This is a genomic window from Lentzea sp. NEAU-D7 (assembly GCF_026242055.1).
Lineage (GTDB): Bacteria > Actinomycetota > Actinomycetes > Mycobacteriales > Pseudonocardiaceae > Lentzea.
Genome location: NZ_JAPJDL010000010.1, coordinates 83,747 through 98,996 on the forward strand (window position 1 = coordinate 83,747; position 15,250 = coordinate 98,996).

Sequence of the window (15,250 nt, forward strand, 5' to 3'; positions counted from 1 at the left end):
TCGGCGCAAGTAAACGTGCCTCGGTTGCTCGCGTTTTGTATGGGATCGCTCACACGAATTCATCGGGCTTTGATGTATTTCGCTGTGGTTGATTGGGGGAGATGTCGCTTTCGGCCGCCGCTACGCCAAGTCGTATTCGGGTCGCTTGGCCTAGGAGTGTCGTCCCTGCGAGGAGGGCTTGAGCAAGGGCAATGCAGTCCAAGGCCCCGTCCAGCCTGCGCAGGCGTCCTAGGCTGTGGATGTGAGCGACTACTTGCAGGTGACAACGACCGCTGACAACCGCGACACGGCCGCGAGCCTCGCTCGCTCTGCTGTGGCAGCTCGTCTCGCAGGTGCTGCGCTCGTTTCCGGGCCGAGCACATCGTTCTTCTGGCACAACGGGGAGATGGGCGAGGGCGAAGAGTGGCAGGTGACCCTCAGGACGACCGCCGACAGGTACCCCGCGTTGGAGGCGCACCTGCTTCACGAGCATCCCTGGGACAATCCGGAGCTAACGGCGGTTCCCATCGCCGCTGCTCCAGAGGGGTACAAGGCCTGGCTCGACAAGTCTGTTAGCGAGCTGTAGGCAGAGCTTTCGCTGCGTCCAGCACACCGGATACAGCCGTCAGGGAACGGTGTGGCCGAAGCCGACTGGTCACCTTGGTGATGCGTTCGATCGGCCGCACCGAGCCAACGCCTGCCGCCAGGTCGATGGCCTGCTGTGTGATGCTTGCCGACTGTTCGATCTCGCCAGCATCGAGGTACGCGTGTGCGAGGGAGGTCAGATAGATCGCCTTATCTCGGGCGTGCGTGTCGTCGAAGCGGCCGAGGACGTCTTCGAGGATTGGAACCGCTCGCAGCGGTCGACGGAGTTGAGTCCAGCAACGCCCGGTCATGATCTTGATTTCGTCCTCGTTGACCCAGAACACCCAGTCAGGCTCGGGCCGGTCGCTGGCTAGGTGGACGGTCTCCGCAGCCGCGGCCAATGCCCGTTCAGCCTCGTTAGGCTGCCCGGCCACGGCATGTGTCCATGCCATTCGTTCCAACAGCAGGGCTCGCACTCGTGGAGTCGCATGCTGCTTAGCGGTCTCGTAGGAAGCCACCGCCATTGCCACGCTCGGCTTCTTGAACGTCACCTTCTGGTACGCCAGGAAGGCCAACGCATTTCCGGCCAGGGCAGGGTGCCCAGCCTCCTTCGCCGCTTCGAAGCTGATCTCGTAGTGCTCCGTAGCCTCGGCGTGCAGGCCGGCGTCGAAGGCGGCCCAGCCTGCTAGCTGCGCCCGCTCCGCGATCACTGCCTTGCAGTTGCGCTCCGTCTCGGACGAGAAGCTGGCGTTGCGGACGAGGTCCTGCGTCTCCTTTAGCACCGTTGCGTAGAGCTTGTATGTATCGGCGCCACCGAAGTAGTTGTCAAGACGGCGGAGTCGCGCCGTCTCGTTGAGAAGACGCTGAATATCGCTGCTGCCGAGCCGCTGTCCGGGTTTCGGCTGAGGGAGGACAGGCCACGAGGCTGAGGCTGCGAGTCCAGCCATAGCACCAAGAAACGCACGTCGTTGCACATCGCCCCCTTCGGGCTGGTGGTTTTCGCACTGCAAGAGTCGGCGTTTGGTCTTGGCGCGATCCACCGCCCTTCGTAGGGCGTCTGCGTCTGCGTCCAAGGCCGCTGCCAGGTGCTTCTGCCAGAAGGGCGTCGGCAACCTGCTTTCGCCTTCCCACCTGGACACCTCGTTGCGGGTGACTGGTCTGCCTGCACGATCCGACAGCCACGCCGCCAGTTGCCCCTGTGATGCATGGGCGTCTTTCCTGTACGCGCGGAGCAGCGGTCCGATGGTCGGCTCGTGCATGTTCCACATCCTCCGGTGGCCTGGCGCTGAGCGCATCCATTCTGGCCACCTCTTCTGGCCACCTGGTGGGAATGGCCACCTCTCGTGGCGACTCCGCCCGATTGGGCTAGCGCAATAACTTCGAGTCACCGCAGAGGGCTGCCCGAACGGTGATGGTCCAGCGAAAACGACAAGGGAAGTTGCGCCATGACTACGCAGGCCGATGGCAGACGCGTTGCCCCTTCCACTCCGCCGGGCGCGCGGTCGGTGCTGCGAACGGAGGTCGCAGGCGGTATCCCGCACGCGCGCCTGGCGACCTCGGCGGAGGGCGAGCTGCCCGGTATTGGCGCGGCGGCAGCTCGCCCTTCGTCTCCTGCGACCGACCTCTACACGAGGGGCTTCGGGTGGCCGGTTGTCGCGGAGGGTCCGAACGTCATGCTTCGGTGCGGCGAACTTGCAGACGTCCTGCTGATGCCGAGCGGGCTTGGAGGCGAGGTCAACCACTCCCTGAAGCTGTTGAGTTTGAACGCAGCGGTGATGGAGGTGGTCGGATCTTCCAGGCAGTGGGCGTTCCTCTGCATGGCGCAACCGGCGAGCATCACGAATCTCGGAGTCCTTTCGCTTCATGGAGTCACCCACTACGGCGAAGGTTCTTACTTCACGTTGCCCCTGAGCCCTACCTGCAACTCTGAAACGCTTCGTTGGGTCTGCCCTCCCAACCCGGAGTCGATGGTGCTGCCTCTCGTGGCGACTGTCATGTCATGCACGCAGACGGCGTTGCAGCGATGAGCGGCGGCGTTGCAGTCGCGGAAGAACCGAAACTAGTGAACGTTCAAAGCTCGTTCGAGCAGATGCAGCGGATGGGGTTGCAGCCCGTGCCGTTGCCCAACTCGACGGGCAATGACGACGGGCTCCTGTACTTCAGGGTGTTCCCGCAGTACGTAGACACCGTGGCCGTCTGGGCCGAGACATACGCGGTTGCGCTCCGAGTACCAGCGCGCCGGAACTGGGCGGCTCCGTTCGAGCCGTCGCCTGTCATCTACCGCTGTGTTGGCACTCTGCACCAGGTCGTCTCCGGCTTGTCGAAACTCGCGCCGTACTCAGGTGCGGGCGCTGAACACAGGCGGTTCTAGCCGCCCGCGGCGTCGCATCTGCGCGAGCTGATCTTCCTTCCCACGAGGTGCCTGCACGGTGCCTCCACAGTGACCTGGAACTACTCACCAACGAGGGGAGGTAAGGAAATGGAGAGCGTGAGTTCGCTTGTGCTGGCAGTCGAAAGCCTGTCGGTCGTGCGTGGTCGGGCTGATGCCGTTCACTCCGACGCGTCCGAGGACGCTGGCGGTGATGGTTGGAACGGTGACGGCCTGAACCACCCGGCCGAGAGCGTCGGTGGTGAGACGGGGGTTGCCCTGGCCTGACCCGGTGCACAGCACGAGCTGATTGTTGGCTCGGTTCTGAAGTTCGTTCAAGTCGTTGGGGCACCACATCGTTGTGGTGCCCCAACGGTTCTCACGAGTTGGGGAGGATCTGTGGAACACCGTTTGGTTCAGTTGATGGAGAAGGCGCTGGGCTGGGACAGCGCGGCGCCGATGGGGCGTGGGTTCGCCCGCGGTTCGGTCGATGATCCCGAGCTGTGCGCGCGGATGCTGACGCCGCAGCGACTGTTGGACATCGCCATGCGTCGCAGCCTTTCGCCGCCCCAGTTTCGCTGTTTTCAGAAGGGCGACGAGCTGCGTCCGAACCAGTTCCTGACGCCCACCATCAGCAGGCGCGGACAGAGCTTGCCGATGGCGAACATGGACACCCTGTCCCACCTCATGCAGGAAGGATGCACCCTCGTCGTCGACGGGATGGATGCCTTCGACCCGACGATGGAAGTGGCGTGTCGCGCTCTGCAATGGTGGTCCCGTGAACTCGTGCAGGTGAACACCTACCTCACTACCGCCGACGCCGCAGGGTTCGGCCTGCACTGGGATGATCACGACGTTGTCGTGGTCCAGCTCGCCGGCGAAAAGTCGTGGGAGGTGCGGGGTGCCTCTCGCGAGGCGCCGATGTATCGGGACGCCTCGCCGAATTCCCAGCCGAGTGAGGACATCGAGTGGGCAGGCACCATGCAGCCTGGCGACGTGATGCATATTCCTCGTGGCTACTGGCACACGGCGACCCGAACCGACAAGGACGACAAGGGCTACAGCCTGCACGCCACGTTCGGCTTCGTGAAGCGCACCGGCGTGGACTGGGCGGCCTGGGTAGCGGACAAGATGCGCACTGACGTGTTGTTCCGCATCGACCTCGACCGCTTCGGCGAGAAGGACGATCAAGAGGTTCAGAACAACGTCCTGTACGCAGAATTGCTGCGGCACACGGAGTCCCTCACCATCCCGTCCTACCTCGCAGCTCGGGAGCGAGAACAAGCGCCTTCGCGTTATGTCCACACCGGGGGGCTGTTCGGTCCGGCCACTGACGTTGTCTGCGTGACTCCGTTCCCTCCGCACATCGAGGTCAACGACCAGGACCTCACGGTGCTCGCCGTCGGTAAGCGACTTCGGCTCGCTCGCCGAGCCGAGGACGCGGCCAGGCTGCTGCTGTCCGGCTATCCCGTCTCACTCGAACGGGTTCGTGGACTCACCGGCATCGACGCGGCCCCGCTCGCCGAGACCTTCATGAAGGAGGGGTTGTGCGCAGAACTGACCGACGCCTTGCGCTCGGGTTTCACCGGACTCGTCCCCGCCACGCACTGCTTGAGCACGCTCTGAGCCTCGGCATCACCGACCTGGACACCGCGTTCAACTACCAGGGGTTCGGCGGACATCGTGAGTTGGCAGTCGCCGCGGGCGACCTCATCCATGAGTTCACCATCTCCACGAAGGTCGGTTACTTCCCGGTCGGCAACGGCAACTACCACTCGCTTCGTCGGTGGAACCTGCGGCAGGCGATCGAGCAGACTGTCCGTGACCTCGCTGTCCCACCTGCCGTGGTCTTCCTGCACAACCCAGAGCAAAGCCTTAAGGCTCTCCACCCGGCGCAGGCACACGACTACTTCGCGGACGCGTGCGAGGAGTTGGAACGCGCAGTCGACGCAGGGCTCTGCGGTGCATGGGGAGTTGCCGCCTGGGAGCCTGCACCGCTGACGAACGTGCTGCGTGCGGGCTCCGATTGTCCGAAGCCGAGCACGCTGATGGTTCGCGTGGGGTTGTCGTTGACCGCCGAGCAACTCGACGCCGGCGAGAGCCTGGGCTGGGAGCTCAATCTCGACGCGGACCAGCGCTGGGGCATGAGTCCTTTCAGTGGAAGCACGAGCGATCCGACCTGGACGACGACCGACCTGTCCAGTTTCCTCGAACCGGACCAGCACCACACGCCTGTACAGGCTGCCTTCAGGCTGGCGTTCGAGCTGCCGCACTGTACGAGGCTGGCGGTCGGTTCCGGGAACGAACAGCACCTCAGCGAGTTGTGTGCCGCGACTCAACTGGAAGTGGACCTCGGTGCAGTCGACAAGTACCGCGAACTGATCACCACTCCCGGCTGATCAGGTCTCCGTCCGGGAAGATGTTGTGTCGATCCGTCAGGAAGGACTTGTTCGTTGTCTGGAGTTAAGCCGGGTCAGCCTCGGCCCATCGTCAGTTTCGACATGAGCGCGAACCCTCACGACGATGTGCTCGAACACGTCGAGCGCGTGTTTGATCTCGCGTTGGACCGGTCTTCGGTCGTGCACGGCGTCGGTGGGGTGACCGAGGGGTTCCGCACCAGCCGCGGTACGTGGTTGCGGATCGAGCAGAGGCTCACGTGGCGACTTAAGAGCGCTGCGTGGGTCGGCCTTGAGGCCGCTTCGACGATCGAGAACGTCCCGATCCCGGGCTGGTTCCAGAGCGCAACGTGGGCTGACCCGGCTCGCGACCTGGTTTGGCGTGCTGATGAGGTCGAGTTCGTGGCCTCGCCGTCCGTGAGGTCTGCGGGAGGGCTGGAGGCGGCCAAGGCGCTCCCGACGACGTGGTGGGCGGGGATGCGCAGCTCACTGGAGGCGCTCAGCGAGCACAAGACCGAACGCGTGGGCGTGAGTCAGGACCACCTCACGCTGCGGATCGGTCAGGTGTTCGAAGGGGTGGACACCACGGTGGAGGAGTGGGGGACCGCCCACGCTGACCTCCACTGGGGCAACGTGACGGTCTCCGGACTTCTTATCGACTGGCAGGACTGGGGGCAGGCCCCCCGAGGTCACGACGCGGCTACCTTGTGGCAGGCGTCGCTGCCGGACCCTGATCTCCTCTCACACGTCGAAGCTGAGTTCGCCGACGACCTGCAGACCCGGTCAGGGAAGTTGTCCCAGCTCATGCACTGCGCGAACGCGATCAGGATCGCCGCCAAGCGGGGTACCGAGACGCCGTTCTCGCAGCCCGCAAAGATGGCAGCCGAGGTGCTACTCGCCGAACTGCGCGTCTAGGACGGTACGACAGCCCAATGTCGTGCCGAGCTGTTCCGTTGCGTCCACTATGGTCGTTGTATGACGGCAGCCGCGTGGGAGCTGGTGCGGAACTGGCTCGGCACGATCGGCACCATCTCAGCACTTCTGATTGCGGCTTTCACCTACCGCCGCAATATCAAGATCAAGCGCGAGGAACAAGCGCGGCTGGTGTACTCGAAGATCACGCACGTCGAGTATCACGAAGTCGGTGCGCTCGTTGATGTGCTCCCCAACGGTGCGCGGATCGGTAACCGACTGTTCCACGTGGCGATGGTCCCGCATCCATACCCTGACGAGGGGAAGAGGATCGCTTGGCAGGCGACGGCACCACTCCTTCAGGCTACTGCCGTGATCCACAACGGGAGCAAGGAACTCATCGGACCAGCTCGCATACAGCTGGTCAACCGAGGACGTAAGAACACGTGGGACGACTTCTCGATTGATGTCGGCGTCATTGACCCCGAGTCTGAGTACGTCGTCAACTTCATATGGATCAACGAGGACCATCCCGGCGAGCCATCCTTAGGCACCACGGTCATCTTCCGCGATGCGAGCGGGGAGTGGTGGAGGCGTCACCTCGCTGAACCTATCGAGCACGTGCACAACGATCCGGAGAACAGCGGGCCGACACCAAAAGAGCGCGTGAGCATTAGAGAGCAGCAGGTTGGCATGGGCTACGAGCCCATCAAGGAGCCCAAGGTCCGTTGGCGGGTCCGGTGGTATCGCTACTGGCGGAAGCGGCGGGGCAAGGCGCCGCTTCCCTAGCCTGTAGGTGAAGGGTGGCCACCGGAGTGCTACCTGCGGCTGCCAACGGCTCTGATGGCCAACTCAGGCCCCTGAGCTGCAACAACAGAGTTCTCATGCTGTGTAGTCAGGTCCACTTGAAGTAGAACCCGTTCGGTCAAGCGAAACAGCTGACCGGACGGGTTTCTTGTTTTCCGGGGCTGAGCTTCGTGACCGTGTTCCCGGGTGGTCTCCTCTTCCGCGGTGAACGACGTGAAGCGCATGCCGTTGGGGCGCGCTGCTCGCGGGCGACCCCGGAAGCTCCTCAGCGGCTCGCCGTCCGGCCTGTCATAAGAACCCGGAAAAGGCGGTATTCGCCGACTCGATTGTGCTTCGCCGTCACCGTAATGCGCTGAAACCACCACTTCGTCTCCCGCGATGAACGAGTTGCGGTGATCTTGCACCGCGAAACGGCGAAATGAGGGTGACTCGGTGACCACCAAGCGCAAGAGGGACACCACTGCTGACGACAGCGACGACGAGTTCCAGTTGGACAGTTCGGAGGACGGGTCGAGCAGTTCGGAGTCGGAGGACGAACCGTCGTCCAAACGCCGCCGCCTGAACGACTCGGACTCGGAGTCCGCCTCCGGATCGTCGGATGACGACGAGTCCGTCGAGGACGACATGGAGGAGGACGAGAGGCTGGCGGCCGAGGAGGCCGCCGCCACCCTGGCCGACACCAGTGGCCGGAGCCGGGTCGTCATCCCGAACCCCTTGTTCATCTCGCAGATGAAGTACCTCGCCGGGCCCGCGTACCTCCAGTTCACCGACAACGCCGGCCGGCCGACCGGTCGCGGTGGGCGGCACAGCACCGCGACACTCGGTCCCGGCGCCGTGGTGAACATCAACAGCAACGCGCAGTCGACGGCGTCGCTGCCGGCGCTCGGCGTGATCCGCGCCAAGTACCCCGACCGCGCGTTCAAGGCTGGACACCTGCTCAACGCCATGTTCGGCGGGTCGGCGGGGCAGGAGAACATCACCGCCCTGACCAGCAACGCCAACGGCCAGCAGAACACCTTCGACAACCGGGTGAAGACGGCCGTCGAGATGGTCAAGAAGGTCTACGAGGGGCTCAACGGGCTCGCCGTCGACGTGAGGGCGCTCGGGTACGGCATCGGTGTCACCGTCACGGTGTCCGACGCGACCTGGGGCCCTGGCACCCCGGACGACCTGATCGCCACGAGCATGAACTGCCACGCCGTCGTGGTGGGTGCTCCGGACGTCGATCTCCTGTTCGCCCGGAAGTACCCGACCGCCCAAGGCAGGCCGGACCGTTCGCAGACCGTCCTGAAGGACCTCAAGAAACTCGTCGCCGGCGTCGCCGGCCTGGTGGTGCAGGCCAACGCGGCGGGAGCGATCGTCAACACCTGACGGCGTCAGCCTTCAAAGGAGGCACGTGCCGATCGGCACCCCCGGCGGCGTGACCTGTGGCGTCCGGTGTGGCCGGTTGGGACTTCGGGGCACGGTGGGTGTGTTCCTAGCGTCGCGGGTGTGGCTGACAACGAGATCTTCTTGCCGAGGTTCGGTGCCGTGTGCGGGGTCGTCCTCGCCCTGTCGATCGGTGTGCCGGGGGCCGTGGAGGCGTTCACCGGGGAGACGGCGTTCACCAGTGCGGTGATCGGGCTGGGGACGGCGTTCGGGGCGCCCGCGGTGCTGGCGTTGCACGGGCACCAGGCGCGTGCTTCGGGGAGGTTCGGGGCGTTCGCGTTCGCCGCGAACATGCTGGGGCTCGGGGTGTTCACCGGGGTGGCGTTCGCGTTGAACCTGGTGATCTTCTTCCTGGAGCCCGGGGCGGTGCCACCGCTGACGCAGGTGGTGCTGAAGGCCGGGTCGTTGGTGTTCGTGCTCGGGTCCGTGCTGTTCGGGGTGTCGATGGTGCGGGCGAGGGTGTTCCCGGCGGTGCCGGCTTGGGGGTACGGGATCAGCTTCGTGCTGCTGGCCGTGTTCGCGGTGCTGCCGGACACGCCGTTGTCCGCTTTGGTGCACGTCGCGTGTGCTGCGGTGCTGGTGTGGCTTTCGACGACGGTGTGGTCGGCACGTCCGGCACTAGCCTGAGCGGCATGTTCACCTCGCGGCCGGCGTTCTGGGTGTCGCCGGTGATGTGTGCCGCCGTGCTGGTCGCGGGGGTGTACGCCTCGGTGTCCGGGCTCGGTGACACGGACGTGCCGTTGCTGGTCGGTGGCCTGATGGTGCTGGCGGCTTTCGACCTGGGCGAGTTCCGGCGGTATCCGGTGCGCACGCCCAAGCGCGTTGCGGTGGTGTTGCTGGCCTTGCGGGCCCTGCTGTACGTGGGACTGGCCTATGTGGACGGTTCTGGGCTGGCTCGGCTTTTGTTGTTGCTGTTGCCGTTCACGGCCTACTTCGCGTTCGGGCGGGGTGTGGCGGTCGTGCTGGCGGTGGTGTGTCTCGCTGTGGCCGTGGTGAGCACGCCGGGCTGGTACGCCCACGTCGAGCAGGTGTCGGACCTGGTGATGTTCGTCGTGGGGATGGTCCTCACGATCACGATGGCCGCGGTGGCGGTGCGGGAGCGCGACGGGCGGATTCGGTTGCAGGAGTCGCATCGGACTGTCGCGGAGCTGTCGGCCGCCGCGGAACGGGCTCGGGTCGCCAGGGACCTGCACGACGACCTCGGGCACCACCTCACGGCCATCGTCGTGTTGCTGGAGAAGGCGGCCGCGTTCCACGAGCGCGAACCCGGTACGGCGAAGGCCGCGGTGCTGGACGCCGAACGGTCGGCGCGGCGGGCGCTGGGCGAGGTGCGCGAGTCGGTGCGGTCGCTGCGGTCGTTCCACCTGCCGGCCGCACTGGACGAGCTGGTCGCGGGGCAGGGCGACGTGACGCTGACGGTCAGCGGTTCGCCCGAGGAGCACGGGACCGGTGCGCTGCACGCGTTGTACCGGGCGGCGCAGGAGGGCATCACGAACGCGCGCAGGCACGCCTGCGCCACGCACATCTCCGTCGCGGTCGAGTTCGACGCCGAGCGGGCGCGGTTGACCGTGGCCGATGATGGACGCGGCACGGGTGCGGCGGCGGAGGGGTTCGGGTTGCTCGGGATGCGGGAACGGGTCGCGCTGGCCGGTGGGCGGGTCGACCTCGCCAGCACGGCGGCGGGCACGCGGCTGACCGTCACGATCCCCGTCGCGGGGATCGCGTGACGCGCGTGCTGGTCGTCGACGACCAGCGGCTGATCCGGGAGGGCATCGCGTCGTTGCTGGGACTGCAGCCCGGCATCGAGGTCGTCGGCGTCGCGGCGGACGGGCACGAGGCCGTGGAGCGGGCCGTGGCGCTGGCGCCGGACGTCGTGCTGATGGACGTGCGGATGCCCGGGCTCGACGGGGTCGAGGCGGTGGCGGTGCTGCGCCGGCGGGCACCCGGCTGCAAGGTCGTCATGCTGACCACGTTCGACGACGAGGACTACGTGGTGCGCTCGCTGCGCGCGGGGGCGACCGGGTACCTGCTCAAGGACCTGCCGTCGCAGGAGCTGGCGGCGGCGGTCAGGCTGGCCGCGGCGGGCGTGGCCCAGTTCGACCCGGCCGCGGCGGCCCGGCTGGCGGCGGTGCTGGACCGGTCGGACACCCGGCGCGAACCGCTCACCGTGCGCGAGGTCGAGGTGCTGCGGCTGGTCGCCGCCGGGGCCACGAACAAGGAGATCGCCGAGCGCCTGCACCTGTCGGAGGGCACGGTGAAGAACCACATCTCGCGCATTCTCGGGCGGCTCGGGTTGCGCGACCGCACGCAGGCCGCGCTCTATGCCCAGTCGAATGGACTTGTGTAACGAGGTGTGGCGGCGGCCGCGATGTGGCGGCCATGACCGTTTCCAAGCAGCTGTCGAAGGAAACCGCGATCGCTGCCGGTTTCCTGCTGGTCCTGTCCGCGTGCGGCGCGCAGGCGCCGACCAAGCTCGCGGCCGGCTCTTCCACCACGACCACGACCACCACCACGTCCACCACGACGACGACCACTCCTCCGCCGGTGACCGTGGAGTCCGTCGTGGACGGTCGCACGGTGGTGTTGTCCAACGGTGCCAAGCTGGTGGTGTCCGGACTCGCCCAGCCCGGTGAGTGCTGGGCCGCGTCGGCGGTCGAGTTCGCGACGAAGACGCTGGTGGGCAAGCCCGTCCAGGTCGTCGCGTCGCAGCTGCTGCTGGCCGGCGGTGAGGACTACGCGGTGCTCGCGGCCGGTCAGGGCGTCGCTCGCGCGATCGCCGGGGCGGACGCGGCGGTCCAGGTCGCGGAGACGGCCGCCAAGCAGGCATCTCTGGGGTTCTGGGGCCCGTCGTGCGGCGGGCTCGACGTGAAACCCGCACCCGTCGCGCCGAGAACCGTTGCGCCGCAACCCGTTGTACCGCAGCCGGTCGTGCCGCAGCCGGCACCCGAGCCGCCCGCCGCGTACTACGCCAACTGCTCTGCCGCGAAAGCCGCCGGTGCGGCACCGCTCTACCGCGGGCAGCCCGGCTACCGGTCGGCCCTCGACCGGGACAACGACGGGGTGGCCTGCGAGTAGCGCACGAGCTCCGGTGCGCCCTGACAGATCGGTGGCTGCGCGTGTCAGCGGAATGTCAGCGCTGCTCGGAATTCTCTGACCCAACGAAGCTTCCCCTGCACAGGCCGGGGAGCCTGTGGAGTGAAAAGGGTCAAACGTGCTGAAGAAACTCACTTTCGTGGCATTGATGGGGGCGCTCGTCGGCGCGTCCTTCGGCGCCGGTGTCGCCAACGCGGCGACCGACCGCAACGGGTCCTGCGAGTCGGGCGAGTTCTGCCTGTACTACAACAGCGACAACGAGGGCTCGGTGTCCGACTTCGCGGGCTCGGTCGCCGACTACGGCGACTCGCAGCCGAGCTGCTACGACTTCAAGAGCGCGGGCAACGGCCAGGGCGTGTGCGTCAAGAACAACGCCGCGTCGGTCTGGAACCGCTCCACCAAGGCCGTCACGGTCTTCTACAACAGCAACTACGGTGGCGCGAAGCAGACGTTCGCGGCCGGCGCCAAGGGCAACCTCAAGACCGAGCTGAAGAACGAGAACGCTTCCCACCGCATCGGTGACGCCGGTGGCGACCCGGACCCGTCGCCGGGCGTGTATCCCGCGCCGGAGACCAACCCGCACCCGTCCGCGACGGCGCGGGCGCCCCAGGCCACCAAGCGCACGCAGTTCATCGACGACCAGATCGCCTCCAAGACCGGCGAGAAGCAGTGCTGGGTGGGCGACTACCGCAGCTACGAGTCGTCGACGAGCAACCACAACACCGGCAACGCGCTCGACTGCACCATCTCGAACGCGATCGGCACCTACCCGACCGAGGCGCAGAAGGCCCAGGGCTGGAAGCTGGCCTACTGGCTGCAGAAGCACGCGTCCAAGCTGGACGTCCGCTACGTGATCTGGCAGGGCAAGATCTGGAGCGTCGCCCGTGCGTCCGAGGGCTGGCGCACCTACAACGGCGGCAGCGGCGTGACCAACGGTCACTACGACCACGTCCACGTCTCCGTCCAGAACCCGCACGGCGACTGATCTGATCCGTTGAAGAAGGCGAGCGCACACCCGTGCGCTCGCCTTCCCGGCGTTTCAGGACCTCAGGTCGTGGACGATCAACGACGCCGAGAGCAGCCGGATGTCGGTGGGGTCGGCCGGGTTGTACCCGGTGAGCTCGGCGACGCGGCGCAGGCGGTAGTTGAGAGTGTTGCGGTGCAGGTGCAGTTCGTCCGCCGTGCGGTGGCGGTTGTGGTCGCTGTTGATGAACGTCCGCAGCGTGTGCACCAGGTCGGGGTGCTCGGAGAGCCGGTCCATCACGCGTGCCAAGCGCTTGCGGCCGGGGCCGGGACGGCACAGCTGGTACTCGAGCAGCACGTCGTCGAGGACGTACGCGCCGGGCTGCCGGCCGAGGCGCTGGGCGAGCTCGGCGATGTCGGCGGCCTGCCGGGCCGCCGCGGGGATGTCCTCGCGGCTCTCCGCCGCCGCGATCCCGCCGATCAGGCCGGTGCCGGCGGCGGTGAGCAGGGTGCGGACCAGGTCGGCGGCGTCCTCCAGTTCCTGGTCGAGGCCTTCCTCGGTCGTCGGCAACAGCACCGTGCCGCCGTCGTGGTCCAACGCGGACAGGGCGTGTTTGGGCAGTTCGGCTCGTAGCCGCCGCACGAGCCCGTGAACGGCGAGCCGAGCGTCGGCACCATCGGCCACCGGCGGTGCCTCGACGCGCACGGCGACAACGACGTGGTGACTGGACAGTTCCAGCCCGATCCGTTCGGCGAGCGGCTCGGCCTCCCGGCCGGTCAGCAGGGCCGCGACCAGCGCGCGACCGGCTTCGCGGCGTTCGGCGTGCAGGGCCTGCTGCTCGGCGAGGTACGACCCGGCCACGGCCGGCACCGCGACGCTGAGGTACCGCAGCAGCGCCGGCACCGTCGCCAGCAGGTCCGGTATCTCGTCCGGCTCGGCGACGGCGGCCATCGCCTCCCAGCCCACGGTCGCCGCGACGTGGTAGGTGCTGAGCACGATGTCGAGCGGAACGCCCTGCTGGGCCCGCCGCACCGCCGTGGCGATCTGCATGTCCAGCTCCTCGGGCGCGGGCGGGCGCTGTTCGCGCAGCGCGCGCAGGAAGACCTGCAGGTGACGGGTCACCGCCTCGGTGATCTCGCGGTCGACCAGCTGGTGCGGCAGCTGCCGGTACGTCGCGGATCGGGCGAAGAACGCCTCCAGCACCTTCTCGGCGATGTGCGGGATCTGGGTCGCGGCACGGTCGTAGAGCGGCGAGGCGGGATCAGGGGCGGGGATGTCGACCACCGCCAGAGGCTTGCGCATCAGCCGGTCGCAGGCGATAGCCCGATCGAGTCCTTCTCGGCTGGTTGTCTGCACGAAAGAGGGACCCTCGCGTTGTGCACGTGCCTCAAAGATTTGACCCTATCGAGTGACGGAGGGTGAGGACGGCCGCCGTTCACAGCCACAATCGGGCGTTGTGAGCAGCGTCGAAGAATGCATGAAGTTGTTGCTGCGCAGCGGGTTCCGTCGGACGGTCGTGCGTGACCACTTCACGTGCGTCAACGCGGTGATGTTCAGGCGTGTGTGGCGTGGCACCAACGAGACGGTGCTGGCGTACTCGGAGTCGGAGGCCCTGGCCTATCGCGTGGCGGAGGGTGACGCGGACCCCTCGGACCCGTTCGTCGTCGACCCCGATCTGACCGAGTGGCAGTGCGGGGGTGAGTTCCTGGACGTCGCGGGGCAGCTGCTGGAGTTACCGGCGGCGCCGGGGCACTCGGTCTTCCGGAGTTCCGGTGGGTGACCCGCGCCCGCGGACGAGCTGAAACGGCCCCGGCCGGAAGTAGTAATCTCGTCGTGTGGGTGAGACCGTCCGGATCGGAGTGTTCTACGACGGCACGTGGTTCGCCTACCTGAGCGACTTCTACGCGACCGCGCATCCCAGGGGAGCGCGCGTCTCCCTCGACGGCCTGCACGACGCGTTGCGCTGGTACGTCCACAACGAGACGGGTCGTCCGCTGGACGAGTGCGTGGTCGCGGAGGCTCACTACGTGCGCGGTCGCATCGACACGCCCGCCGAGTCCTTCGACCGGGTGCTGGCCGCGGCCGGCATCACGCGGCACGACCTTCCGCTGCACAACGGCAAGGAGAAGGGTGTCGACGTCCTGCTCGCGCTGGAGGCGTGGGACCGGGCGACGACCGTGCCGCTGCAGTGGGTCGTGCTGCTGACCGGTGACTCGGACTTCGCCCCGCTCGCGGAACGGCTGACGGCACGGGGCGTGCACGTGATCGTGCCGGTGGTCGACATCAAGACGGTCCAGGCGCCGCCCGCCTGGACTCCGCGCACCGCCGCCCCGCTGAGGGCCGCCACGCACTTCACCCCCGGCTTCGACGAGCTGTTCGCGCCCGGAGACCAGGCCGACTACCCGCTGCGGCGCGCGTTCGTGCGGTCGTCGCAGGTGGTGGCGTCGCCGGTCGGGGCGCCGCGCGGACGACGGAGGGGCACCGTGGCCACGTGGAAGACCGGTCAGGCGCACGGGTTCATCACGGACACGCGCGGCGGGTCGTGGTTCGTCTCGCGTGACGAGCTGCCGGCGGGGCTCACGCTGCTGCTGGCGGGCACGCCGGTGTCGTTCACCGGCTCGCCCGCGCCGATGCCCGGCCGCAAGTACCCGAGGGCGCAGGCCGTCCGGCCCGAATGACTTTTGTCATCCCGAGGTCGTGACGCCGCCTCACTACTGA

General features: G+C 67.1%; 16 protein-coding genes. 14 read left to right on the top strand and 2 right to left on the bottom strand.

Annotation, left to right across the window (positions count from 1 at the left end):
- Positions 1–241: 241 nt before the first annotated feature.
- Positions 242–565: a divalent-cation tolerance protein CutA gene (gene cutA, locus ORI60_RS21295; RefSeq protein WP_266039514.1), complete on the top strand. Its 324-nt coding sequence runs from the start codon at positions 242–244 to the stop codon at positions 563–565.
- Here cutA and ORI60_RS21300 read toward each other — a convergent pair.
- Positions 552–1,823, bottom strand: a complete 1,272-nt coding sequence (locus ORI60_RS21300; RefSeq protein ID WP_266039515.1) for a helix-turn-helix domain-containing protein — start codon at positions 1,821–1,823, stop codon at positions 552–554. The genes cutA and ORI60_RS21300 overlap by 14 nt on opposite strands.
- Positions 1,824–2,563: 740 nt before the next feature.
- On the opposite strand from ORI60_RS21300, the gene ORI60_RS21305 reads away from it, so the two are divergent.
- From ORI60_RS21305 to ORI60_RS21355, 11 genes are all read left to right on the top strand, one after another.
- Entirely contained in the window at positions 2,564–2,935 is a 372-nt protein-coding gene (locus ORI60_RS21305; RefSeq protein WP_266039516.1) for a hypothetical protein, read from the top strand.
- A gap of 396 nt (positions 2,936–3,331) precedes the next feature.
- Entirely contained in the window at positions 3,332–4,558 is a 1,227-nt protein-coding gene (locus tag ORI60_RS21310; protein ID WP_266039518.1) for a JmjC domain-containing protein, read from the top strand.
- The gene (locus ORI60_RS21315; RefSeq protein ID WP_266039519.1) at positions 4,480–5,331 is read left to right on the top strand and encodes an aldo/keto reductase; all 852 of its coding nucleotides are present in this window, start codon (positions 4,480–4,482) and stop codon (positions 5,329–5,331) included. Before ORI60_RS21310 ends, ORI60_RS21315 begins: the two co-directional genes overlap by 79 nt.
- 234 nt (positions 5,332–5,565) lie before the next feature.
- Entirely contained in the window at positions 5,566–6,243 is a 678-nt protein-coding gene (locus ORI60_RS21320; RefSeq protein WP_266039521.1) for a hypothetical protein, read from the top strand.
- Positions 6,244–6,303: 60 nt separating this feature from the next.
- Positions 6,304–7,029, top strand: coding sequence for a hypothetical protein (locus tag ORI60_RS21325; RefSeq protein WP_266039523.1), 726 nt, complete (start codon positions 6,304–6,306; stop codon positions 7,027–7,029).
- A 450-nt stretch (positions 7,030–7,479) separates the two neighbouring features.
- Positions 7,480–8,418, top strand: a complete 939-nt coding sequence (locus ORI60_RS21330; protein ID WP_266039525.1) for a hypothetical protein — start codon at positions 7,480–7,482, stop codon at positions 8,416–8,418.
- Positions 8,419–8,538: 120 nt separating this feature from the next.
- Positions 8,539–9,102 carry a hypothetical protein gene (locus tag ORI60_RS21335; RefSeq protein ID WP_266039526.1) on the top strand — a complete coding sequence of 188 codons (564 nt, stop codon included), beginning with the start codon at positions 8,539–8,541 and terminating at the stop codon, positions 9,100–9,102.
- 5 nt (positions 9,103–9,107) lie between these two features.
- Positions 9,108–10,202, top strand: coding sequence for a sensor histidine kinase (locus tag ORI60_RS21340; RefSeq protein WP_266039528.1), 1,095 nt, complete (start codon positions 9,108–9,110; stop codon positions 10,200–10,202).
- Positions 10,199–10,822 (top strand): response regulator, encoded by a 624-nt coding sequence (locus ORI60_RS21345; protein WP_266039529.1) that lies wholly within the window; start codon positions 10,199–10,201, stop codon positions 10,820–10,822. The genes ORI60_RS21340 and ORI60_RS21345 overlap by 4 nt, the downstream gene beginning before the upstream one ends.
- 32 nt (positions 10,823–10,854) lie before the next feature.
- Entirely contained in the window at positions 10,855–11,550 is a 696-nt protein-coding gene (locus ORI60_RS21350) for an excalibur calcium-binding domain-containing protein (protein ID WP_266039530.1), read from the top strand.
- A gap of 166 nt (positions 11,551–11,716) precedes the next feature.
- Complete coding sequence (locus tag ORI60_RS21355; RefSeq protein WP_266039531.1) at positions 11,717–12,553, top strand: peptidase inhibitor family I36 protein; 837 nt, start codon at positions 11,717–11,719, stop codon at positions 12,551–12,553.
- Between the two features lie 54 nt (positions 12,554–12,607).
- Here the strand turns inward: ORI60_RS21355 and ORI60_RS21360 are convergent, their stop codons facing one another.
- A complete protein-coding gene (locus tag ORI60_RS21360) occupies positions 12,608–13,834 on the bottom strand; it encodes a PucR family transcriptional regulator (protein WP_266039532.1) in 1,227 nt (408 codons plus the stop codon).
- Between the two features lie 175 nt (positions 13,835–14,009).
- Here ORI60_RS21360 and ORI60_RS21365 point away from each other — a divergent pair, with 175 nt between their 5' ends.
- Positions 14,010–14,312, top strand: a complete 303-nt coding sequence (locus ORI60_RS21365; RefSeq protein ID WP_266039533.1) for a hypothetical protein — start codon at positions 14,010–14,012, stop codon at positions 14,310–14,312.
- Between the two features lie 55 nt (positions 14,313–14,367).
- Complete coding sequence (locus tag ORI60_RS21370) at positions 14,368–15,210, top strand: NYN domain-containing protein (RefSeq protein WP_266039534.1); 843 nt, start codon at positions 14,368–14,370, stop codon at positions 15,208–15,210.
- Positions 15,211–15,250: the final 40 nt, after the last annotated feature.

Excerpts from the sequence above, each read along its gene's own strand:
- ORI60_RS21300 (WP_266039515.1), bottom strand. The coding sequence starts at position 1,823 with ATGCACGAGCCGACCATCGGACCGCTGCTCCGCGCGTACAGGAAAGAC.
- ORI60_RS21305 (WP_266039516.1), top strand. The coding sequence starts at position 2,564 with ATGCACGCAGACGGCGTTGCAGCGATGAGCGGCGGCGTTGCAGTCGCG.
- ORI60_RS21325 (WP_266039523.1), top strand. The coding sequence starts at position 6,304 with ATGACGGCAGCCGCGTGGGAGCTGGTGCGGAACTGGCTCGGCACGATC.
- ORI60_RS21340 (WP_266039528.1), top strand. The coding sequence starts at position 9,108 with ATGTTCACCTCGCGGCCGGCGTTCTGGGTGTCGCCGGTGATGTGTGCC.
- ORI60_RS21350 (WP_266039530.1), top strand. The coding sequence starts at position 10,855 with ATGACCGTTTCCAAGCAGCTGTCGAAGGAAACCGCGATCGCTGCCGGT.
- ORI60_RS21355 (WP_266039531.1), top strand. The coding sequence starts at position 11,717 with ATGGGGGCGCTCGTCGGCGCGTCCTTCGGCGCCGGTGTCGCCAACGCG.
- ORI60_RS21360 (WP_266039532.1), bottom strand. The coding sequence starts at position 13,834 with ATGCGCAAGCCTCTGGCGGTGGTCGACATCCCCGCCCCTGATCCCGCC.
- ORI60_RS21365 (WP_266039533.1), top strand. The coding sequence starts at position 14,010 with ATGAAGTTGTTGCTGCGCAGCGGGTTCCGTCGGACGGTCGTGCGTGAC.